Source organism: Curvibacter microcysteis (genome assembly GCF_028649455.1).
GTDB classification, from domain to species: domain Bacteria; phylum Pseudomonadota; class Gammaproteobacteria; order Burkholderiales; family Burkholderiaceae_C; genus Curvibacter; species Curvibacter microcysteis.
Window position 1 is genome coordinate 1,100,729 of the sequence record NZ_JAQSIO010000001.1, and the last position, 20,263, is coordinate 1,120,991.

Below are 20,263 nucleotides of genomic sequence, written 5' to 3' on the forward strand. Positions count from 1 at the left end.
TGTCAGGGGGCAGGGGATCCGTCGCTGTTCAGGCGGCGGTCAGCATCTTGTTGCTGGTAGTAGCGGGCTTTTTCAGCGTACATGGCCTGGTCGGCGCGCGACACCGCAACGTCCAGCGACTCGCCTTGCTGGCAGGTCGCGATGCCCATGGACAGGGTGAGTGGCCGGCCGGTGTAGAACTGGTTGTTCAGCTCCAGCAGCGACAGGATGCGCTCGCGCATGGCCATGGCTGCGCGAGCGTCGGTGGCGGGCAGCAGCACGGCAAATTCATCCCCACCGATGCGCGCTGCGCAGGCTGGACTGTCCACGGCCTTGGCCAACACCTCACCGGCGCGGCGCAGCAGCGCGTCGCCGGCGGCATGGCCTTCTTCGTCGTTGACGCTTTTCAGGCCATTGAGGTCGATCACCAGCACGCTCACCGGCCAGGGCCCGCGCCGGGCCAGGCGGTTGAGCTCATCGGCGTAGTAGGCGCGGTTGCGCAAGCGGGTCAGCACATCGTGCTTGCCCAGGTACTCCAGGTAGGCCTCGGCCTTTTTGCGCGCCGTGATGTCGACCAGGGAGACCAGCACCAGATCCCAATCGGCCTCGTGCCCTTGCAGCACCGAGAACTGCATGTGGATGTGCAACTTGTCGCCGCTGAGCGAGTAGTTGCTGACCTCGCGTTGCTGCTCCAGCTTGCCCTGCCAGAGGTCGATCAGTTGGTCGGAAAAAGACTCCACCATTTCGTCGCGGAACAGCTGGTCCAGGCTGTTGAGCAGGTGCTGCTTGTCGCGGGCGCCAAACATGTCCAGCGTGAGCCGGTTCACATCGATGACGCGGATCTCCTGCATGCAGCGGGTCACAAACTCGGGGTGCACACGGATGAAGGTGGGGAAGTCGCGGATGCCCTGCTCGCGCGCCTCGTCGAGCAGGCGCTTGACGGCGCTGAAGTCCTCCACCCACAGCGACACCGGCGAGTGCTCGAACAGGTCGCGCGCGTACCGCTCGCTGTGGGCCAGGCGGCTCAGGTTGCTTTGGCTGTCGGTCACGTCTTCCAGCGAGACCATCACGCGGCCCCAGTCGCCTTCGTGCCCTTGGAGGATGCGCGCGCGCACCAGCACGTCCAGGCGCCGCCCATCGAGGGTGTAGTTGACGGTTTGGTTGCTGAACTCGAGCTGGCCTTCCCAGAGCTGGGTCCATTCCTCGACCACCTGCTCCAACATGTCGTCGCGGAACACCTGGCCCAGGTTGTCCAACAGGTGGGCGGGGTCGCGCGCCGCGAACAGCTTCAGGGTCTGGGCGTTGACCCGCAGCACGCGGATGCAGGCCGTGCCCTCGGCCACCAGCGCTGGCCGGTGGATGAGGTGGGTCTTGAGGTCGGTCACACCTTCGGCGCGCAAGCGCTCGAAGAAGCGCTTGAGCGCGCTGAAGTCCTCCAGCCACAAGGAGACCGGAGCCAGTTCAAAAATGTGTTCGAAGTCGGTGGGCAGGGTCGTCGTCATGGCGCTCGCGGGCGCCGGCCGTCAAGGCCAGGCGCAGGGTGACTGAGGGCTTCAGTTTAGTGGAGTCCCGTGAAGCCAGGCGAGGCAGACCCCGGTGGCTTCAGTGCATTTGCGCGGGCGCCACGGGGGGATGCTCAAGCCGTGGCGCGCGCCTGGCGGCGCTGACGCACGGCGGCGGCCAGGCCTTGCAGCACGGGCACGGTTTGCTCGAAGCTGATGCAGGCATCGGTGACCGAGACACCGGGCTGCAGCGCCTGGCCCGGCACGATGTCCTGGCGGCCTTCTTGCAGGTGGCTTTCGATCATGAGGCCGGTGATGCGCGTGTCGCCTGCCGCGATTTGCTGCGCCACATCGGCCGCGACCTCGATTTGCTTGCGGTGCTGTTTGCTGCTGTTGGCGTGCGACACGTCCACCATCAGCTGCTCGCGCAGGCCGGCGGCCTTGAGCAGGGCGCAGGCTGCGTTGACGTCGGCGGCGCTGTAGTTGGGCTGCTTGCCACCGCGCAGGATGACGTGGCAGTCGTCGTTGCCGCGGGTCTCGAAGATGGCGGCCTGGCCCATCTTGGTCATGCCCATGAAGGCATGGGGCGCTTGCGCGGCCTGGATGGCATCGGCCGCGACCTTGACGCCGCCGTCGGTGCCGTTCTTCAGCCCCACCGGGCAGCTCAGGCCACTGACCAGTTGGCGGTGGCTTTGGCTTTCGGTGGTGCGCGCGCCGATGGCGCCCCAGCTCACCAGGTCGCTGATGAACTGCGGGCTCAGCAAGTCCAGGAACTCGGTGCCCACGGGCAGGCCCAGGGCCAGCACGTCGAGCAGCAGCTTGCGCGCCAGCTCCAGGCCTTCGTTGATGGCAAAGCTGCCGTCCAGGTGCGGGTCGTTGATGTAGCCCTTCCAGCCGACCGTGGTGCGCGGCTTTTCAAAGTACACGCGCATCACCACCAGCAGGTCTTCGCTCAGCGCGTCGGCTTGGGCCTTCAGTTGGCGCGCGTAGTCCATGGCCTGGGCGTGGTCGTGGATGGAACACGGCCCCACCACCACCACCAGCCGGTCGTCCGTGCCGTGCAGCACGCGGGAGATGGCGGCGCGGCTGTTCTCCACCAGGGCTTGCGCGGCCTCGGGCGCGGGCAGCCATTCCTGCAGCAGGGCGGGCGTGATCAGCGGGCGCACTGCACGGATGCGGGTGTCGTCAATGCGGGTGGTGTCGTGGGTGCTTTGGGCGGTGGGGCTCATGGGGCGGGCTCTTGTCGTGGGGGCGGGTCGCGGGACTCAGGCTTTTTTCAGGAACACGGACTTGAGCATGAAGTTGCCCAGGTCGGTCTTGCAGTCCACATCGTGGTCGCCGTTGTCGTGCACCAGTCGGATGCTTTTGACCTTGGTGCCCTTCTTGAGCACGGTGGACGAGCCCTTGACCTTCAAGTCCTTGATCAGCAGCACGGCGTCGCCGTCGGCCAGGGGCTGGCCATTGGCGTCGCGAATGATGCCGTCGCCGGCGGGCGCATCGTCTTCGCTGGCCTCGGCCTGGGCGGGCCACTCATGGGCGCAGTCCGGGCAAATGAATTGCTCGCCATCGGCGTAGGTGTTGTCGAGACCGCATTGCGGGCAGGCGGGGGGCGTGAGGCTCATGGGGCGTGTTCCAAAAATCAGCCCGACAGTGTAAGAGCCCCGCCCCAGGCGGGCTTGACTTGGGACAGTGCCTGGGCCCGCCTCAGGAGCCGTGGGTCGCGCGCTGGGTCAGCCGGTGCTGGTGCCAAGGGACTCTGTGCGCAGCGGGCCGACGCGCGGCCCGGCCCTGTTAGAGTTTTTGATTTTGGCCCTCGCCAAGGACAGCTCCCATGCACACAGCGGATTCCGCGCCAGACTTCCCCATGGCCCCATGCAGGGGGCGCGCATGAGCACGACGGCCGCCGCCGCCAGCGCTGCGCCGCCTGACACGCGGCCCTTGTGGCGGGTTTTCTTGGGCTTTCTGGGGCCGATGTTGATCAGCAACATCTTGCAGGCCCTGTCGGGCACCATCAACAACATCTACATCGGCCAGATCCTGGGCGTGCAGGCCATGGCGGCGGTGTCGGGTTTCTTTCCGGTGGCGTTTTTCTGCGTGTCCTTCATCATCGGCCTGGGGGCGGGCTCCTCGGTGCTGATTGGTCAGGCCTGGGGCGCGCGTGAGCCCAGCCGGGTCAAGGCGATTGCCGGCACAGCGCTGTGTGTGGCCTTGTCGCTGGGCTTGGTGGTGGCGCTGCTGGGCGGCAGCTTCACGGGGGCGCTGATGCAGGCCCTGGGCACGCCGGCCAACATCCTGGACGAGGCCACGAGTTACGCGCGCATCGTGCTGCTGAACATGCCGCTGATGTTTTTGTTTTTGCTGTCCACCGCCATGTTGCGCGGCGTCAGCGACACCGTGACGCCGCTGCGCGCGCTGCTGCTGTCCACCGTGCTGGGCCTGGTGTTCACGCCGGCCTTCATCCTGGGCTGGCTGGGCCTGCCCAAGATGGGCGTGGCCAGCGGGGCGCTGGCCTCGGTGCTGTCCACCGCCTGCGCGCTGCTGTGGCTGGGCTGGCATTTGCGCCGCCGCCTGCACCCGCTGGCACCGGACGCCGAGCTGCTGCGCCACCTGCGCATCCAGCCCCAGCTGCTGGCCACGGTGCTGCGCATTGGCGTGCCCACGGGCTTGCAGATGATCGTCATCTCGCTGGCGGAGCTGGCCCTGCTGTCCCTGGTCAACGGTTTTGGTTCGGACGCCACGGCGGCTTATGGCGCGGTGAACCAGATCGTGGCCTATGTGCAGTTCCCGGCCATCTCGATCGCCATCACCGCCTCCATCCTGGGGGCTCAGGCAATTGGTGCGGGCCGCAGCGAGCGCCTGGGCGCCATCGCGCGCACCGGCCTGCTGATGAACCTGGTGCTGACGGGCTCTCTGGTGGCGGTGGCCTACCTGTTCTCGCGCCCGGTGATTGGCTTTTTCATCACCAGCGCGCCGGTGCTGGAGTTGGCCCAGAGCCTGCTGCACATCATGCTGTGGAGCAGCGTGGTGTTTGGCATGGCCAGTGTGCTGTCGGGCGTGATGCGTGCCAGTGGCTCGGTGCTGGTGCCGACCTTGATTTCAATCTTCTGCATCCTGGGTGTGGAGGTGCCGGTGGCCGTGCTGGCCAGCCGGCAGATCGGCATCGAGGGCGTGTGGCTGGCCTACCCGGTGGCCTTCATCGCCATGCTGGTGCTGCAAGGCACCTACTACCGCCTGGTCTGGCGGCGCCGCCCGATCCGACGGCTGGTCTGAGGCCGCGCCAACTCAGCCTAGCCCCCGGGTTCAAGCCGTGGCGGCAAAACGCACGGCGGCCATGGCCAGGGCGAACAGCAGGCCTTGCATGAAGCGGGTGCGCAACAAGACCTCGGGGTCACCGGGTCGGCGCCAGTGGGCGATCAGGGTCAGCACCGCACCGCTCAGCAGTGGCGACAGCAGCAGGTTGGCCACGCGCCAGCCGGGGCTGGGCAGCAGGGCCTGGGGCAGCAACCACAGGCTCAGTGCCCCGGCGGCCAGGCCCAGCACCGCGTAGCCCAGCAGGCTGAGCAGCGGGTGCAGGGCGCGCCGCGCGTGGCGCTCGCGGTTCAGGTGCAGGCCCCATTCGGCCAGGAGCTCGGCCAGCACCTGCCAGGCGACCTCACCGAACAGCTCAAGCAGCAATTCCAACAGGAGTTCCATGGGGTGCCAGTGTGCCGCAGGGGCCCGAGCTTGCGTTGTCAGTCGTCAATCCAGTGCCCACCAGCGCGGCAGCCACTGGCGTACTTCGGGGCGGGCAAAGCGGTCGTCCATCAGGTGCACCACGCCTTGGTCGCCCGGGCCGCGGATCACGCGCCCCGCTGCCTGCACGACTTTTTGCAAGCCGGGGTAGAGGTAGGTGTAGTCGTAGCCGGCGCCAAACAAGACCTGCAGGCGTTGGCGTATTTGCTCGTTGACGGGGTTGACCTGGGGCAGGCCCAAGGTGGCGACAAAAGCCCCAATCAAGCGCCGCCCAGGCAGGTCGATGCCCTCGGCAAAGGCCCCGCCCAGCACGGCAAAACCAATGCCCTGGCTGGCGTCGGTGAAGCGCGCTAAAAAAGCCTGTTGCTCGGCCTCCTGCATGCGGCGCGACTGGCTCCAGCAGGGCAACTCGGGGTGGGTTTGGGCCATCAGCTCGGCCACCTGCTGCAGGTAGTCGTAGCTGCTGAAAAACGCCAGGTAATTGCCGGGCTGGGCCTGGTACTGGGCCGCCATCAAGGCCACCAGCGGTGCCAGCGAGGCCGCGCGGTCGGCGTAGCGGGTGGACAGGTGGCGCGCGGTGTGCACCTGCAGTTGGGCCGCTTCGAAGGGCGACTCGACCTCCAGCGTGCGGTGCGCCTCGGGCAGGCCCAGCAGCTGCGCGTGGTAGTGCGGTGGCTGCAGCGTGGCCGAGAACAAGGTGCTGCTGTGCGCGCCGGCCCAGCGGGGCGCCAAAAAGGGCGCGGGCACCAGGTTGCGCAGGCACAGGCGCGAGCGCCCGGGCTCGGGCGGGCTGGGCTGGCTGGCGTCGAACAGCGAGTGGGTGTCCAGCGACTCGGCCAGGCGACAGGCTTGCAGCACGTCGAAGTAGAACTGGCGCAGTGCGGGGTCGAACTCGGTGGGGTGCTCGGCCTGGTGCGTGCCCAGGGTTTGGCTGCATTGCTGCAGCGCCTTGAGCAGCTTGTCGGGCACTTGGGGGTAGACGGCGTAGGCCTGGGGCTGGGCCTTGTCCAGCGCCAGCCACTGGCGGCGCAACTGGGCCAGGGCTTTTTTGACGGGTGCAAAACGCTGCGCAGTGCTGCCCCGGCGCGCCTGGGCCAGGGCCTCGGGCAGCAACTCGGCGCTGTACATGTGGCGCGCGCGCTCGACCAGGTTGTGCGCCTCGTCCACCAGCAAGGCGACGCGCCAATGGTTGGCCTGGCTCAGGCCCCACAGCAGGGCACTGGCGTCGAAGTAGTAGTTGTAGTCGCCCACCACCAGGTCGACCCAGCGCGCCAGTTCCTGGCTCAGGTAGTAGGGGCAGACCTGGTGGCGCAGGGCCACGGTACGCACCTGGGCCTGGTCCAGTCGCCAGGGGCCGTGGGCCTGGGGTGCGGGGCCGGTCAAGGCGTCTTGGCGGGCGGCGGGCAGGCGGTCGTAAAAGCCCTGGGCCAGGGGGCAGGATTCACCGTGGCAGGCGCGGTCGGGGTACTCGCAGGCTTTGTCGCGGGCCACCAGCTCCAGCACGCGCAGCGGCAGGGCTTGCCGGGGGGCGAGTTGGTCCAGCGCGTGCAGGGCCAGTTGCCGGCCCGAGGTTTTGGCCGCCAGGAAGAACACCTTGTCCAGGGCCTGGACCGGGGCCGCTTTGAGCAGGGGGAACAGCGTGCCCAAGGTCTTGCCGATGCCCGTGGGCGCCTGGGCCAGCAGGCACAGGCCGGCCTGCGCGCCCCGGTACACGGCCTCGGCCAAAGGGCGCTGGCCGGTGCGGAAGTCGGCGAATGGGAAACGCAGGGCCGTCAAAGCCGCATCACGTGTTTGGCGGTGCGCCAGTTGTTGTTCGGCCCAGGCCAGGAAGCGGGCGCATTGGGTGTCGAAATGCGCTTGCAGTTCGGCCGCGCTGAGGCGGCGCGTGAAGACCGTTTCTTGTTGCGAGCCGACCTCGAAGTACACCAGGGCCAGCTCCAGTTCGCTCAAGCCCGCTTGCTGGCAGTACAGCCAGCCGTAGACCAGGGCCTGGGCCCAGTGCAGCGTGCGTTGGGCGGGGTTTTGCCGCTCCAGCGGGCCTTTGTGGGTTTTGATTTCTTCCAGCCGGGGTGCGCTGGGGTCCAGCCCGTCGGCCCGGCCGCGCACGCGCAGGCGGCCTTGGTAATCCCCACTGAGGCTGACTTCGGCCTGGTAGCCGGCGCCGCGCCGTGCCACCACGGTGCCGTGGCCCGCTACGCCCTCCTGGGCGCTGGGCGAGGGGGTGAAGCGCAGGTCCAGGTCGCCGTGTTTGGCGGTGAATTCACACAGCTCGCGCACTGCCACGGTGTAGACGGCCGGCTCAGGCGCTGCCTCGGGGGCCGGCGCGGCGGCGGTCACTCAAGGCCCTCAGGGGCGTTGGCTTCGCTGGTGTCCTCGCCACCATCGCCGAGCCGGGCCTGGCTGCGCTCGGCTTCGCTGCGCACCGGGCTGGCTTTGGACAAGGCCATCCACACCGCAAACGGCAGCGTGCAGGGCTGGTGGCGGGCCGGGCGCAGCAGCTCGAATTCGCCGCTTTCCACCGGGCCGTGCAGCAGCCAGATGCCCAGGTGCTCAGGGATCTCGTTGGCCTTGGCCACGCCCGCCGGGAACACGTAGTAGCAGGCCTCGCACAGCCATTCGTAGGCCTCGCGCTTGGCGGCGTGGCGCAGGTCGGACAGCAGGTCGGCGCGGCTGAACTTGATCTCGTGCACCATGGGCTGCAGGTAACGCGCGACCGAGGTGTTGCGCACCGAAAACAGGTCCGGCCGCGCCATGCGCCAGGTGTGCGGGGCGGGCGCCGGGGCCAGGGGCAGTTCTTGGTCGCTCCACAGCCGGGCCAGGGGCGCCGCCTCCTCGGCAGCAGGCGCTGACGAGGAGGCCAAGACCTCGGTGGTGGCGGCGCTGGTGGCCTCCGGCGCCTGGCTGGGCGCTTCGAGGGCCGCGCGCAGCGCCAGCTCGCGCCACACGATGCGGCCACTGCCCAGCAGCTGCTCGGCAAAGCGCTGGGCCAGGCGGTCGTGGGCGCTCAGGGCGCGCTGGCTGCGTTGCCGGGCCTCGGCCAGTTCCTGGATGCCAGCGTCGGTGAGCTTGAGGGTTTCATGCCCTTCGGCGCTGGTGTGCAGCTGCACCAGGCCAGCGGCCAGCAGGTCGATTTCCAGCCCGTCCTTGCAGGGCCAGCCGGCCGAGCGCCAGATGCCCATCAAGCGGGTGCGGTGAAAGCGGCTGAGCTTGAATGCCATGCATGGCCCCCTCAGGCGCCGGGCTCGGGCCCCAGGGCGCGGCACAGGGCGGCGCGGGCCAGCAAGCGGGTGGAGTCCAGCGTGGGCAGGGCCGAGTTGCCGTCGTTGAGGATCAGCGGAATCTCGGTGCAGCCCAGCACCACGGCGTCGCAGCCCTGCTGCTGAAAGTCCTGCACCCAGGCTTGAAAGCGCTGCACGGTGGCCGCTTTGAGCACCCCGCGCACCAGCTCGTCCATGATCAGTTGGCCCATGGCTGCGCGCACTTCGGGCGCGGGCCGCACACAGTCCAGGCCTTGGGCAGCCAAGGCCTGCGGGTAGACCTCGCTGTCGAGCAGCCAGCGCGTGCCCATCAGGCCCAGGCGGCGAAAGCCGCGGGCGCGGGCAGCCTCGGCCACCACCTCGGCGATGTGCAGCCAGGGCCTGGGGGAGTGAGGTCGCACCTGCTCAAAGGCCTGGTGGATGGTGTTGTCGGGGCAGATCAGGAAGTCGGCGCCGGCCGCGGCCAGCTTGTGGGCGGAGTCGAGCATGAGCGCGGCCACACCGGCGAGGTCCTGGCGCTCCAGGCAGTCCACATAGTGCCGCAGTGAGGGTGTGTGAAGCGACACCTCGGGGTGGCCGTGCGGGCCCAGCCAGCGTGCGCCCTCTTCGCACACCGTGCGGTAGCACAGGGCCGCGCCTTCGGCCGAGCAGCCGACGATGCCGATGTGCAGCGGCGCGCTCATGCGGCGCTGGGCTGGCTGCTGCGCTGGCTCAGCGCGGGCTCACGCACATGGCAGCCTTGCAGGTGGTCGTTGACCAGGCCCATGGCCTGCATGAAGGCGTACATGGTGGTGGGTCCGACAAAGCTCCAGCCGCGTCGGCGCAGGTCTTTGGACAAGGCCACCGATTCGGGCGAGGTGGTCAGGCCTTGCAGGCTGGCGTGGGTGATCTCGGGCGGGCGCTGGTGGGCGGGGGGCTCGAAGCGCCAGAAGTAGGCTGCCAGCGAGCCGAACTCCTCGCGCAAGGCCTGGGCGCAGCGCGCGTTGTTCAGGGTCGAAACGATCTTGCCTCGGTGGCGCACGATGCCGGCGTTGAGCAGCAGTCGCTGCACGTCGGCTTCGTCAAAACGCGCCACGGCGTCGATGTCGAACTGTGCAAAGGCAGCGCGAAATGCCTCGCGCTTGTTGAGGATGGTGAGCCAGCTCAGGCCGGCCTGAAAGCCTTCGAGGCAAATCTTTTCGAACAGGCGGCGGTCATCGTGTACCGGCCGGCCCCACTCCTCGTCGTGGTAGCGCTGGTACTCGGGTGTGGCCCGGCACCAGAGGCAGCGCCAGGCGCCGTGCTCGTCGCTGAAAAGGCCGGCGGGGACGGGGGAAGAGGCAAGCATGATGAACTGTAAATAAATACAGTTTATACGACGGCCGGCCGGGGCTTGTCCAGCCCGGGACAGCCCCGGTCGACGGGCCGCGCGGGGCGACCGGCACGGGCCTCAGCGGGCTTGCAGGCGCTCCAGCAGGCCCAGCTCGGGGTAACCGTCGGCGGGCAGGCCCAGGCTGCGCTGGTAGCGGCGGATGCCTTCGCGCGTGGCCGGGCCCATCAGGCCGTCGGGCTGGCCGCTGGCAAAACCCAGGGCGTTGAGCCGGGTCTGCAGCTCGCGCAGTTGGCTGCGCGACAAGGCCATCAGGTCGCGCGGCCAGGCCGCTTGCACGCCCGGGCCTTGGCCCAGGCGCTGGGCCAGCAGGCACACGGCGAGCGCGTAATGGGTGGAGTTGTTGTAGCGCAGGAGGGTGCGGAAGTTGTTCCCCACCAGGAAGGCCGGGCCGCGCAGGCCGGCGGGCAGGAACAGGGCCGCGTCCTCGCCCAGGTCGGGCAGGCCCTGGCTGTCCATGCTTTGCACGCCTTCGGCCACCCATTGGGCGCTGCTTTGGCGGAACTCGGCCTCGCGCTGGCCCGGGTCGAAGCCCGGGGGCAGGCGCACTTCGGCGCCCCAGGCCTGGCCCGGCTTCCAGCCCGAGTGCGCCACAAAGTTGGCGGTCGAGGCCAGCACGTCCGGCATGCTGCCCCAGATGTCGCGGTGGCCGTCGCCATCCGCGTCCACGGCGTGGGCCAGGAAGACCGAGGGCAGGAACTGCGTTTGGCCCATGGCGCCGGCCCAGGAGCCGATCATGCGGTCGCGGGCGATGTCGCCGTTTTGCAGGATCTTCAACGCGGCGATCAACTGCTCGCGTGCCCAGGCTTCGCGCCGCCCTTCCAGGCCCAGCGTGGCCAAGGCATCGATGGTGGGCAGGTTGCCGTAGTGGCTGCCGTAGTTGCTCTCCATCCCCCAGATCGCGAACAAGGTGGTGGCGGGCACACCGTAGCGCGCTTCGGCGGCCTGGGCCTCGGCTTGCAGCTGGCGCAGTTTGGCGCGGCCTTGCTGGATGCGCAGTGGCGACACGGCGCGGTCCAGGTAGTCCCACACCGTGCGGTTGAACTCGGGCTGCGCGCGGTCCAGTTCGACCACCTGGGGCCGGTAGCGCACGCCATCCAGGGCCGTGTGCAGCGTGGCCTCGCTGATGCCGGCAGCGCGCGCACGCGGCTTGAAGGCCTCGATCCAGCGCATCAAGGCCTGCTGCTGCATGCTCGCGGTGCTGTCGTTGGTGAGCGGTGCGTTGGGTGCTGCTTGGGGGGCGGGCGCAGTGGGGGCCACGGGGCTGGGCGTGGGGGCCAGCGGTGCCTGGGGGGCACTGCCGCAGGCGGCGAGCGTGGCGCAGAGCAGCGCGCTCCAGGCCAGGCGCCATGGCTGATGCGGCCAGGGCCGTCGAGCAATATCAGAAAAGGGGTGCATGGCGTGATTTTCACCCCGCCGGACGGGTGAGGTGGCCGCTCCCGCATTGGCCCCTGCCAGACCCCAAGCTGGCGACAATGGAGGCCTTGCTTCCCCGATTGGCCTGCGCCCCATGAATGCCTCTTTCTCCCCTGCCCTGCCCTGGTCGGCCACCTCCATCCACCCCACGGGGGAACAGTGGCAGGTGCTCAAGTCCCCGGCCCGGGCCAAGCTGGTGCAGGCCCTGGCGGGCACGGGCAAGACCACCACGCTGTGCATGAAGGCCTGCAGCCTGCTCAAGGGCCTGGGGCCGGATGCGCGCGTGCTGATGCTGGCTTATTCGCGCGCCGGGGTGACGGCCATCCGCGACCGCATGAGCCAGTTGCAAAGTGGCCTGTCGCCGCAGCAACTGGAGGTGCTGACGGTGGAGCAGCTCAGCGAGCAGGTGCTCAAAGACCAGGGCGACCCGGTGCACCGCCTCAAAGACCCGCTGCGCCGGCGTTTTTTGATTTTGCAGGCGCAGCAGGCGCTGCGCCAGGAACGCCAACCCGGGGCCGATGGCCAGTTCAGCGCCTGGCTGGGCCGCGAGGTGGACATCGACGCATTCCTGGCGTTTGAAGCCCTGGCCAAGAAGCGCTTGCTGGATCAGCAGTTCGAAGACTCGGGTCTGGGCCTGGTCGGGTTTTGCGAAGACCAGGACCTCGACCCCGAGCTGTACCGCCTGTACCGCCGCTATGAGCGCATGCGCGTGGGCATGAACCACGAGCCCCAGTTTTATGCCGATGGCGACTGCAGCTTCGAGTTGTGCCGCCAGCTCAGCCTGCTGGACTGGGACCAGCCCTTTGAGTGGCTGCAAAGCCGTTACGCCGCCGTGCTGTTTGACGAGCTGCACGACCTCGATGAAGCCGCCTTGCTGGTGCTGCGCAAATTGGTGCAAAGCGACAATGGCGTGTTTGTCGGCGCGGGCGACTTCAACCAGCACATCCATGAGGGCGCTTTCTCGGTGTTTGGCGAGTCGCTGGCGCGCATCAAGAGCTGCCTGCCCGAGGACACCGAGGTGCTGCAGATCAACACCACGCGCCGCTTTGGCGCCGAGATCTGCGCCGCGCTCAACCCCTTGTTCGGTTTGGCCTTTGGCCACACGGCCGAGCGCTCGGACGCCTTTGTGCGCCTGCACTACGACAACGACGAGCACTGCGCTCAGCAGCTGGTCGAGCTGCACCGTCAGATCGTGCAAGGCTGGCGCGACGTGCAGGGCGCCAAGGGCCAGCACAGCGCGCTCAACGTGGTGCTGCGCAACCCGCAGGACAGCATCTTGCTGGAGTGGGTGTTTGGCCATGAAGGCGTGCACTACAGCTGCCAGGACCTGAGCCCGTTTTACCTGCGCAAAGAGCTGGCGCTGGCCCTGGTCTGGATGTGGGTGCTGCTGGGCCCCGAGGCCCAGTCCACGCCGCTGCTGACCCCCGGCATGGTGGCGGCGGCGGTCGAGGGCCGATTGCACCTGGGCCGCAGCAGCGCCCGCGCCGACGCGGCCGACCCCGATGTGCTGGCCCAGGGCCAGTTCGATGAAGCCGGCTGGACCGACCTGCCCGGCGCGCGTGAAAGCCAGTCCCTGGCCCTCAGCCTGCATGGTGACCCGGCCCGCCTGCGCCGCTACCTGGAGCTGGGCAGCCTGGACCCCAACGCTGCCCACCCCAGCGCGCTGTGGACTGACTTGCTGGCACTGCCGCCGCAGGTGCTGGACGATGCCGGTGCCCTGTGCCGCCACCCTTTGCTGCGCCGCCTGGTGGACGAGGCCCCCATCACCGCCCAGGAGCGCCGGGCCTGCCAGGACAGCCTGGACAGCCTGGCCCGGCTGGCACGCCACATCCCGGTCGCCGAATTCTTGGGCCGATTGACCCTGATCGCCACGCAAAGCATTGCCCTGCACCAGGCGCGTGAGCTGGTCAGCCTGCGGCTGTTGAGCATCAATGCCTGCAAGGGGCGCGAGTTCACTTTTGTGGCGGTGCCTTTTGTGGAGCGCGGGCGTTTTCCGGGCCCCTCCTCGCACCAGGAGGCCTACCTGGAGCGCAATCGGCTCTACGTGGCCATGACGCGCGCGCGCGCCGCGCTCTGGGTGCTTGAGAGCGCCGCGCGGCCCGTCAGCCCGGGGCCGGTTTGACGGCCCCGCACGCTGGGGCCGCGCGAGCTTGAGGCGCAGGCCTGGCAGGCCGTGAGGCCGGTGCCAGGCCCACCGATCACACCTGGTCCAGCGCCTGGGCCAGGTCGGCCAGCAGGTCGTCGGCGTGCTCGATGCCCACGCACAGGCGCACCGTGTCTTCGCCCACGCCAGACTTCTTCAGCTCTTCGGGCGACAGCTGGCGGTGGGTGGTCGAGGCCGGGTGCGTGGCCAGCGACTTGGCGTCGCCAATGTTGACCAGGCGCGTGAACAGCTGCAGCGCATCCAGGAAGCGCGCCCCGGCTTCGCGGCCCCCGCCGCTGCTGGCCTTGACGCCAAAGGTCAGCAGACCCGAGGCCTTGCCGCCCAGGTACTTCTGCGCCAGCGCGTGGTCGGCGTTGCCGGGCAGGCCGGCGTAGTTGACCCAGCCCACCTTGGGGTGCTTCTCGAGGAACTGCGCCACCTTCAGCGTGTTGTCGTTGATGCGGTCCATGCGCAGGGCCAGGGTCTCGATGCCTTGCAGGATCAGGAAGGCATTGAATGGCGACAGCGCCGCGCCCATGTTGCGCAGCGGCACCACGCGGGCGCGGCCAATGTAGGCCGCGGCGCCCAGGGCCTCGGTGTAGACCACGCCGTGGTAGCTGACATCGGGCTCGTTGAGGCGCTTGAAGCGCTCCTTGTGTTGGGCCCAGGGGAACTTGCCCGAGTCGACGATGGCGCCGCCAATGCTGGTGCCGTGGCCACCCAGGTACTTGGTCAGCGAGTGCACCACGATGTCGGCGCCATGCTCAAACGGGCGCAGCAGGTAGGGCGTGGCGACGGTGTTGTCCACGATCAGCGGCACACCATGGCGGTGGGCGATTTCGGCGATGCGCGCGATGTCGGTCACATTGCCTTGCGGGTTGCCCAGCGACTCCACAAACACCGCCTTGGTCTTGGCGTCGATCAGCGCGTCAAAGCTGCTCGGGTCGCGGTGGTCGGCAAAGCGCGTGGTGATGCCGTACTGCGGCAGTGTGTGGGCAAACAGGTTGTAGGTGCCGCCATACAGCGCGGTTGAGGCCACGATGTTGTCGCCCGCTTCGGCAATGGTCTGGATCGCGTAGGTCACCGCCGCCTGGCCCGAGGCCACGGCCAGCGCGCCAATGCCGCCCTCCAGGGCCGCGACGCGCTTTTCCAGCACGTCGGTGGTCGGGTTCATGATGCGGGTGTAGATGTTGCCTGCCACCTTCAGGTCAAACAGGTCAGCGCCGTGCTGGGCGCTGTCAAAAGCGTAGGCCGCCGTCTGGTAGATGGGCACCGCCACCGCCTTGGTGGTCGGGTCGGGCGAGTAGCCCGCATGGACGGACAGGGTTTCGAACTTCCAGTTGTCTGCTGCGGACATGTGACAAGGCTCCTTTGGTTTTGAATCGATTTATGGTTGGTTTGAAGAGGTGATGATGCCAGCCCGCCAGCGGACCTTGGGTTGCATCAGGGACAAGCGACCCCGTGCAAATTGAACCACTGATCCATGGCACGGCCTATGCGCAAACGCAACTTGCTTATGCATGGCCCGCAGGCCGTTGGGTGCTAGGCTTGGGGTGCTGAGCAGTCTGCGACCGAGGCGCTTGTTGGGCCGGTTTGGACTGCCGATGTCTTGCGGCTTGGCTGATTTGCTTGCTCGTTCGCTTGCTTGTTTGTTTGCCCTGCTGCGCTCCACCAGGCCCGCCATGAACTTGATGAACCGTTACCTGCCCCGCTACCAGTTTGGTGAGGAACACAGCCTCTACATCCCTGCCCCACCGGCGCGGGTGTTGGACGCGGTGAACCGCCCCGAGGTGGTGGACGACCCGGTGGCGCGCGGCCTGATCGCGCTGCGCGAGTGGCCCAACCGGCTGGCTGGGCGTTTGGGTCTGCCTTCGACCCTGCAACACCGCCCGGCCTTTGGTTTGGCCAATTTCACGCCCCTGGGCCGCGACGGCGACCGCGAGATTGCGTTTGGTCTGGCGGGGCGCTTCTGGCAGTCGGACTTTGGTCTGGTCGAGTTGGCCGACGCCGAGGCCTTTGCCGCCTTGGATGTGCAGGGCCTGGCCAAGCTGGTGATGAACTTCAGCACCGAGCCCGAAGGCCCCGGCACCCGCCTGACCACCCGCACCCGCGTCTGCTGTGGCGACGCCGCGAGTCAGCGCCGGTTTCAGCTGTATTGGTGGCTGATCCGGCCAGCGAGTGGGCTGATCCGCCGGCGTTTGTTGGGGCGGGTGAAGGGGGCGGTGGGGGGCTGAGTGGGTGTGCACAAGCCGCAGGCGCCTCAAGCGTCAGCGTCAGACCTGAGCTTTTTGCGCATCAGGGTGTTTTCCAGCACCACCCCACGACGTTCTGGAAAGCGGCGTTCGACACATTCAAAGCCATGGCGCACAAAAAAGGGTTCCGCTGTTTTGCTGACGCAGGATCTCAGCTCGGGCAGTCCTGCAAACCCTGCTTGTTTGTGCAGATGTGCCATCAGTTGCGCGCCAATGCCTTGTCGTGGGTGAGTGCCTGAAACGTAGAAATGGTCGATCTCACCGTCTGCTTGAAGATCGGCATAGCCTACGATTTGGCCGTCCAGAACCGCGACGAAGGGCTGGGTCCTCCGCAGGTGAAGGGCCCAGCTCGACAGGTCAAAATCGGCAGGCGCCCAGGCCGCTACCTGCTCTGCTGAGTAGTCACGCGACGCGACTTGGTGGACAGCGGTGAAGAACACCCGGAACAGCGCAGCTTCGTCGCCCAGCTTGAATTTGCGAATGGCCATGATGTTTCTCGTTTTGGCCGGCATTCTGCGCGGACCCCCTTGACCGACCGGAGCACGCGATGTGCCAAGTGAATGTCTGGAGGGTTCGCTTGACGGGATGCCGCCCTTCAAAACAAAACCGCCCGGTTCAACCGGGAGGTTTGATCACTGGACGAGCACGGAGGCGGCTGATTGCAAGCCTGTCGCGCTTCAGACCTTCAGTTCGCACCGGGGAGTGACCCTGGTCCAATGCCCAGAGAGCGTGGACTCAGGCTCAAGTCACCCCATCACACATCAATATTCCCCGCCCTCAGCGCGTTCGTCTCAATGAAGTCACGGCGCGGTTCCACCTCGTCGCCCATCAGCATGGTGAACACGCGGTCGGCTTCGATGGCGTCGTCGATCTGCACGCGCAGCAGGCGGCGCACGTTGGGGTCCATGGTGGTTTCCCACAGCTGCTCGGGGTTCATCTCGCCCAGACCCTTGTAGCGCTGGCGGCTGGTGGTGCGTTCGGCTTCGGAGATCAGCCACTTCATGGCCTGGCGGAAGTCACCCACCTTCTCTTCCTTCTGGCGTTCGCCCTCGCCGCGCACGGCTTTGGCGCCGTCGTTGAGCAGGCCCTTGAAGGTTTCGGCGGCTTCGGCCAGGGCGGCGTAGTCGGCGCCGTGCACAAAGTCTTGCGTCAGCACGCTGCTCTTGACGTTGCCGTGGTGGCGGCGGCTGATGCGCAGCACCGGCTTGTCGGTGCGCACGTCAAATTCGCCAGCCACTTCGGCGGGCACGCCGGTGGTGGTCAGCTCGCGCAGCTTGGCTTGCAGGCGCACTGCACTGGCTTCGGCTTCGGCCACGCTGTCCAGGTTCAGGGCCACGCCGTCGGCAATGGCGCGCAGGGCCTCGGCGTCCATGAAGTTGCTCAGGCGGGCGATCACGTTCTCGGCGATCTGGTGCTTGCGCGCCAGCTCGGCCAGGGTTTCGCCTTGCAGGGTTTGCGAGTTGGGGCCACCGGTGGTGATGCTGGCGTCCTTGAGCGCGATGCGCAGCAAGAAGCCGTCGAGCGCGGGGCCGTCCTTCAGGTACAGCTCTTCCTTGCCGGCCTTGACCTTGTAGAGCGGCGGCTGGGCGATGTAGATGTGGCCACGCTCGACCAGCTCAGGCATCTGGCGGTAGAAGAAGGTCAGCAGCAGGGTACGGATGTGGGCGCCGTCGACGTCGGCGTCGGTCATGATGATGATGCGGTGGTAGCGCAGCTTGGCGACGTTGAAGTCGTCGCCACCGCTGTTGCCACCGGCCTTGCCGATGCCAGTGCCCAGCGCGGTGATCAGGGTCAGGATTTCGTTGCTGGTCAGCAGCTTTTCGTAGCGGGCTTTTTCGACGTTCAGGATCTTGCCGCGCAGCGGCAGGATGGCCTGGAATTTGCGGTCGCGGCCTTGCTTGGCCGAGCCGCCGGCGGAGTCACCCTCGACGATGTAGATTTCGCACATCGCGGGGTCTTTTTCCTGGCAGTCGGCCAGCTTGCCGGGCAGGCCCATGCCGTCGAGCACGCCCTTGCGGCGCGTCATCTCACGCGCCTTGCGCGCGGCTTCGCGGGCCCGGGCGGCTTCGATGATCTTGCCGCAGATGATCTTGGCGTCGTTCGGGCGCTCTTGCAGGTAGTCGGTCAGCAGCTTGCTGACGATGTCTTCCACCGGCGCGCGCACTTCGCTGGAGACCAGCTTGTCCTTGGTCTGGCTGCTGAACTTGGGCTCAGGCACCTTGACCGACAGCACGCAGCACAGGCCTTCGCGCATGTCGTCACCGCTGACTTCGACCTTGGCCTTCTTGGCCAGTTCTTGTTCTTCGATGTACTTGTTGATGACCCGGGTCATGGCCGCGCGCAGGCCGGTCAGGTGGGTGCCGCCATCCCGCTGCGGGATGTTGTTGGTGAAGCACAGCACGCTTTCGTTGTAGCCGCTGTTCCACTGCATGGCCACTTCGACGCCGATGTGGGTGCCGGCAATGCCGCCATAGGTTTCGGCCGGGCGCTCGCCATGGGCGTAGAACACATTGGGGTGCAGCACCTGCTTGCCCTTGTTGATGAACTCAACAAAGCCGCGCACGCCACCGGCGCCGGAGAAGTCGTCCTCTTTGCCGCTGCGCTCGTCCTTCAGGCGGATGCGCACGCCGTTGTTCAGGAAGCTCAGCTCGCGCAGGCGCTTGGACAGGATTTCGTAGTGGAAGTCGTTGTTCTGCTGAAAGATCTCGGTGTCGGGCAGGAAGTGCACTTCGGTGCCGCGCTTTTCGGTGGCGCCGGTGACTTTCATGGGCGAGACTTCAAAGCCGTCCACGGTCTCGAGCAAGCGGTTTTGCACAAAGCCCTTGGCGAACTCGATCTGGTGCACCTTGCCTTCGCGGCGCACGGTCAGGCGCAGCCATTTGGACAGCGCGTTCACGCAGCTCACGCCCACGCCGTGCAAGCCGCCCGACACCTTGTAGCTGTTCTGGTTGAACTTGCCGCCGGCGTGCAGCTCGGTCAGGGCGATTTCGGCGGCACTGCGCTTGGGCTCGTGCTTGTCGTCCATCTTCACGCCGGTGGGGATGCCGCGGCCGTTGTCGGTCACGCTGATCGAGTTGTCGGTGTGGATGGTGACGACGATGTCATCGCAGTGGCCGGCCAGGGCCTCGTCGATGGAGTTGTCCACCACCTCGAACACCAGGTGGTGCAGACCGGTGCCGTCGCTGGTGTCACCGATGTACATGCCGGGGCGCTTGCGCACCGCTTCCAGGCCTTCCAGGATCTGGATCGCGCCTTCGCCATAGCCTTCGGATGCGCCTGCCTGGTTGGTGTCAATCTTGGTTTGCGGCAGGTCGTTGAAGGCTTCGTTGGCGCTGGGTTCAGCGTCGGACAGCGGCTTGTTTTCTTCGGTCATGGTCGGTTTTTCTCAATCTCTTGATGAACCAAACCCGCGGTGAACAACGGGGTTCAACGCGGGTCGGGTTCAAGGGTGTGGCGTGGTGCGCAAGGCCTGGGGCTCCGAAGGCTCAGATGCGCATGGGCATGACCACGTACTTGAAGCTCTCGTTGTCGGGGATGGTCATCAAGGCCGAGCTGTTGGAGTCCGACAGCTCCACCTTCACCATGTCCTGGTCCATGTTGCCCAGGGCGTCGATCAGGTAGGTGACGTTGAAGCCGATCTCGATGGTGTCGCCACCGTAGTCGATGTCGAGTTCGTCCACGGCTTCTTCTTGTTCGGCATTGCTCGAGGCGATGCGCAGCGTGCCGGGCTCGAGGTTCAGGCGCACGCCCTTGAACTTGTCGCTGGTCAGGATGGCGGTGCGCTGCAGGCTGGCCAGCAAGGTGGTGCGGCCCAGCGTCAGGCTGTTGCGGTGGCCTTTGGGGATCACGCGGTTGTAGTCGGGGAACTTGCCCTCGACCAGCTTGGTGACGAACTCCATGCCATCAAAGCTGAACTTGGCCTGGTTGTTGGCAAACTGCATGTCGATGCCGCCTTCGGCGTCGGACAGCAGGCGCTGCAGTTCCAGCACGGTCTTGCGCGGCAAGATCACTTCTTGCTTGGGCACCTCGACGTCCAGCGTGGCCGAGGCAAAGGCCAGGCGGTGGCCGTCGGTGGCGACCAGGCTCAGGGTCTTGCCTTCGGCGACGAACAAAATGCCGTTCAGGTAGTAGCGGATGTCGTGCACGGCCATGGCAAACGACACCTGGCCCAGCAGGCTCTTCAGGGTCTTTTGCGGCACGCTGAACACCGGGCCAAAGTTGGCGGCCTCTTGCACCAGCGGAAAGTCTTCGGCCGGCAGGGTTTGCAGCGTGAAGCGGCTCTTGCCGCCCTTCAGGATCAGCTTGTTTTGGCTGGACTCCAGGCTCACGGTCTGGTCGCCGGGCATGGTGCGCAGGATGTCGATCAGCTTGCGCGCGCCCACTGTGGTGGTGAAGTTGCCAGCGTCGCCGTCCAGCTCGGCGGTGGTGCGGATCTGGATTTCCAGGTCGCTGGTGGTCAGTTGCAAGGACCCACCCGTCTTGCGGATCAGCACATTGGCCAGGATCGGCAAGGTGTGGCGCCGTTCCACGATGCCGGCCACCGATTGCAGAACCGACAGGACTTTGTCTTGTGTTGCCTTCAGGACGATCATGTCAACCTCTTGTTCAAGTTC

The 20,263-nt window shown here is 67.0% G+C and carries 16 protein-coding genes; 3 read left to right on the forward strand and 13 right to left on the reverse strand.

Going from position 1 to position 20,263, the window contains the following annotated elements:
- Positions 1–2: 2 nt before the first annotated feature.
- The 3 genes from PSQ39_RS04935 to PSQ39_RS04945 all read right to left on the reverse strand — a co-directional run bounded on the left by PSQ39_RS04935 (position 3) and on the right by PSQ39_RS04945 (position 3,103).
- Positions 3–1,481: a sensor domain-containing diguanylate cyclase gene (locus PSQ39_RS04935; RefSeq protein ID WP_273925557.1), complete on the reverse strand. Its 1,479-nt coding sequence runs from the start codon at positions 1,479–1,481 to the stop codon at positions 3–5.
- Between the two features lie 134 nt (positions 1,482–1,615).
- The gene (locus PSQ39_RS04940) at positions 1,616–2,710 is read right to left on the reverse strand and encodes a 3-deoxy-7-phosphoheptulonate synthase (protein ID WP_273925558.1); all 1,095 of its coding nucleotides are present in this window, start codon (positions 2,708–2,710) and stop codon (positions 1,616–1,618) included.
- A 36-nt stretch (positions 2,711–2,746) separates the two neighbouring features.
- Positions 2,747–3,103 carry a zinc ribbon domain-containing protein YjdM gene (locus tag PSQ39_RS04945; protein WP_273925559.1) on the reverse strand — a complete coding sequence of 119 codons (357 nt, stop codon included), beginning with the start codon at positions 3,101–3,103 and terminating at the stop codon, positions 2,747–2,749.
- A gap of 265 nt (positions 3,104–3,368) precedes the next feature.
- On the opposite strand from PSQ39_RS04945, the gene PSQ39_RS04950 reads away from it, so the two are divergent.
- A complete protein-coding gene (locus PSQ39_RS04950; protein WP_273925560.1) occupies positions 3,369–4,751 on the forward strand; it encodes an MATE family efflux transporter in 1,383 nt (460 codons plus the stop codon).
- A 30-nt stretch (positions 4,752–4,781) separates the two neighbouring features.
- On the opposite strand, the gene PSQ39_RS04955 is transcribed toward PSQ39_RS04950, so the two are convergent.
- The 6 genes from PSQ39_RS04955 to PSQ39_RS04980 form a co-directional block, all read right to left on the reverse strand.
- A complete protein-coding gene (locus PSQ39_RS04955) occupies positions 4,782–5,174 on the reverse strand; it encodes a hypothetical protein (protein ID WP_273925561.1) in 393 nt (130 codons plus the stop codon).
- A 45-nt stretch (positions 5,175–5,219) separates the two neighbouring features.
- Positions 5,220–7,550: an ATP-dependent DNA helicase gene (locus PSQ39_RS04960; protein ID WP_273925562.1), complete on the reverse strand. Its 2,331-nt coding sequence runs from the start codon at positions 7,548–7,550 to the stop codon at positions 5,220–5,222.
- Positions 7,547–8,431, reverse strand: coding sequence for a hypothetical protein (locus PSQ39_RS04965; protein ID WP_273925563.1), 885 nt, complete (start codon positions 8,429–8,431; stop codon positions 7,547–7,549). The genes PSQ39_RS04960 and PSQ39_RS04965 overlap by 4 nt, the downstream gene beginning before the upstream one ends.
- Positions 8,432–8,442: 11 nt before the next feature.
- Positions 8,443–9,153: an aspartate/glutamate racemase family protein gene (locus PSQ39_RS04970; RefSeq protein WP_273925564.1), complete on the reverse strand. Its 711-nt coding sequence runs from the start codon at positions 9,151–9,153 to the stop codon at positions 8,443–8,445.
- Positions 9,150–9,797 (reverse strand): DNA-3-methyladenine glycosylase I, encoded by a 648-nt coding sequence (locus tag PSQ39_RS04975; protein WP_273925565.1) that lies wholly within the window; start codon positions 9,795–9,797, stop codon positions 9,150–9,152. The genes PSQ39_RS04970 and PSQ39_RS04975 overlap by 4 nt, the downstream gene beginning before the upstream one ends.
- Positions 9,798–9,899: 102 nt before the next feature.
- Positions 9,900–11,237 carry a lytic murein transglycosylase gene (locus tag PSQ39_RS04980; RefSeq protein WP_273925566.1) on the reverse strand — a complete coding sequence of 446 codons (1,338 nt, stop codon included), beginning with the start codon at positions 11,235–11,237 and terminating at the stop codon, positions 9,900–9,902.
- A gap of 112 nt (positions 11,238–11,349) precedes the next feature.
- Here PSQ39_RS04980 and PSQ39_RS04985 point away from each other — a divergent pair, with 112 nt between their 5' ends.
- The gene (locus tag PSQ39_RS04985) at positions 11,350–13,377 is read left to right on the forward strand and encodes a UvrD-helicase domain-containing protein (protein WP_273925567.1); all 2,028 of its coding nucleotides are present in this window, start codon (positions 11,350–11,352) and stop codon (positions 13,375–13,377) included.
- Between the two features lie 76 nt (positions 13,378–13,453).
- Here PSQ39_RS04985 and PSQ39_RS04990 read toward each other — a convergent pair whose 3' ends face one another.
- Positions 13,454–14,755 carry an O-acetylhomoserine aminocarboxypropyltransferase/cysteine synthase family protein gene (locus PSQ39_RS04990; RefSeq protein WP_273925568.1) on the reverse strand — a complete coding sequence of 434 codons (1,302 nt, stop codon included), beginning with the start codon at positions 14,753–14,755 and terminating at the stop codon, positions 13,454–13,456.
- Between the two features lie 325 nt (positions 14,756–15,080).
- On the opposite strand from PSQ39_RS04990, the gene PSQ39_RS04995 reads away from it, so the two are divergent.
- Positions 15,081–15,632: a DUF2867 domain-containing protein gene (locus PSQ39_RS04995; RefSeq protein ID WP_273925569.1), complete on the forward strand. Its 552-nt coding sequence runs from the start codon at positions 15,081–15,083 to the stop codon at positions 15,630–15,632.
- A gap of 26 nt (positions 15,633–15,658) precedes the next feature.
- Here PSQ39_RS04995 and PSQ39_RS05000 read toward each other — a convergent pair whose 3' ends face one another.
- The 3 genes from PSQ39_RS05000 to dnaN form a co-directional block, all read right to left on the reverse strand.
- Positions 15,659–16,138 (reverse strand): GNAT family N-acetyltransferase, encoded by a 480-nt coding sequence (locus tag PSQ39_RS05000; RefSeq protein ID WP_273925570.1) that lies wholly within the window; start codon positions 16,136–16,138, stop codon positions 15,659–15,661.
- Between the two features lie 266 nt (positions 16,139–16,404).
- Positions 16,405–19,023, reverse strand: coding sequence for a DNA topoisomerase (ATP-hydrolyzing) subunit B (gene gyrB / locus PSQ39_RS05005; RefSeq protein ID WP_273925571.1), 2,619 nt, complete (start codon positions 19,021–19,023; stop codon positions 16,405–16,407).
- A gap of 112 nt (positions 19,024–19,135) precedes the next feature.
- Positions 19,136–20,242, reverse strand: coding sequence for a DNA polymerase III subunit beta (gene dnaN / locus PSQ39_RS05010; RefSeq protein WP_273925572.1), 1,107 nt, complete (start codon positions 20,240–20,242; stop codon positions 19,136–19,138).
- Between the last annotated feature and the right edge of the window lie 21 nt (positions 20,243–20,263).

Coding starts and splice junctions, on each gene's coding strand:
- dnaN (WP_273925572.1), bottom strand. CDS start 20,242: ATGATCGTCCTGAAGGCAACACAAGACAAAGTCCTGTCGGTTCTGCAA.
- PSQ39_RS05000 (WP_273925570.1), bottom strand. CDS start 16,138: ATGGCCATTCGCAAATTCAAGCTGGGCGACGAAGCTGCGCTGTTCCGG.
- PSQ39_RS04970 (WP_273925564.1), bottom strand. CDS start 9,153: ATGAGCGCGCCGCTGCACATCGGCATCGTCGGCTGCTCGGCCGAAGGC.
- PSQ39_RS04990 (WP_273925568.1), bottom strand. CDS start 14,755: ATGTCCGCAGCAGACAACTGGAAGTTCGAAACCCTGTCCGTCCATGCG.
- PSQ39_RS04945 (WP_273925559.1), bottom strand. CDS start 3,103: ATGAGCCTCACGCCCCCCGCCTGCCCGCAATGCGGTCTCGACAACACC.
- PSQ39_RS04985 (WP_273925567.1), top strand. CDS start 11,350: ATGAATGCCTCTTTCTCCCCTGCCCTGCCCTGGTCGGCCACCTCCATC.
- PSQ39_RS04950 (WP_273925560.1), top strand. CDS start 3,369: ATGAGCACGACGGCCGCCGCCGCCAGCGCTGCGCCGCCTGACACGCGG.
- PSQ39_RS04975 (WP_273925565.1), bottom strand. CDS start 9,797: ATGCTTGCCTCTTCCCCCGTCCCCGCCGGCCTTTTCAGCGACGAGCAC.
- PSQ39_RS04955 (WP_273925561.1), bottom strand. CDS start 5,174: ATGGAACTCCTGTTGGAATTGCTGCTTGAGCTGTTCGGTGAGGTCGCC.
- PSQ39_RS04935 (WP_273925557.1), bottom strand. CDS start 1,481: ATGACGACGACCCTGCCCACCGACTTCGAACACATTTTTGAACTGGCT.
- PSQ39_RS04940 (WP_273925558.1), bottom strand. CDS start 2,710: ATGAGCCCCACCGCCCAAAGCACCCACGACACCACCCGCATTGACGAC.
- gyrB (WP_273925571.1), bottom strand. CDS start 19,023: ATGACCGAAGAAAACAAGCCGCTGTCCGACGCTGAACCCAGCGCCAAC.
- PSQ39_RS04965 (WP_273925563.1), bottom strand. CDS start 8,431: ATGGCATTCAAGCTCAGCCGCTTTCACCGCACCCGCTTGATGGGCATC.
- PSQ39_RS04980 (WP_273925566.1), bottom strand. CDS start 11,237: ATGCACCCCTTTTCTGATATTGCTCGACGGCCCTGGCCGCATCAGCCA.
- PSQ39_RS04995 (WP_273925569.1), top strand. CDS start 15,081: ATGAACTTGATGAACCGTTACCTGCCCCGCTACCAGTTTGGTGAGGAA.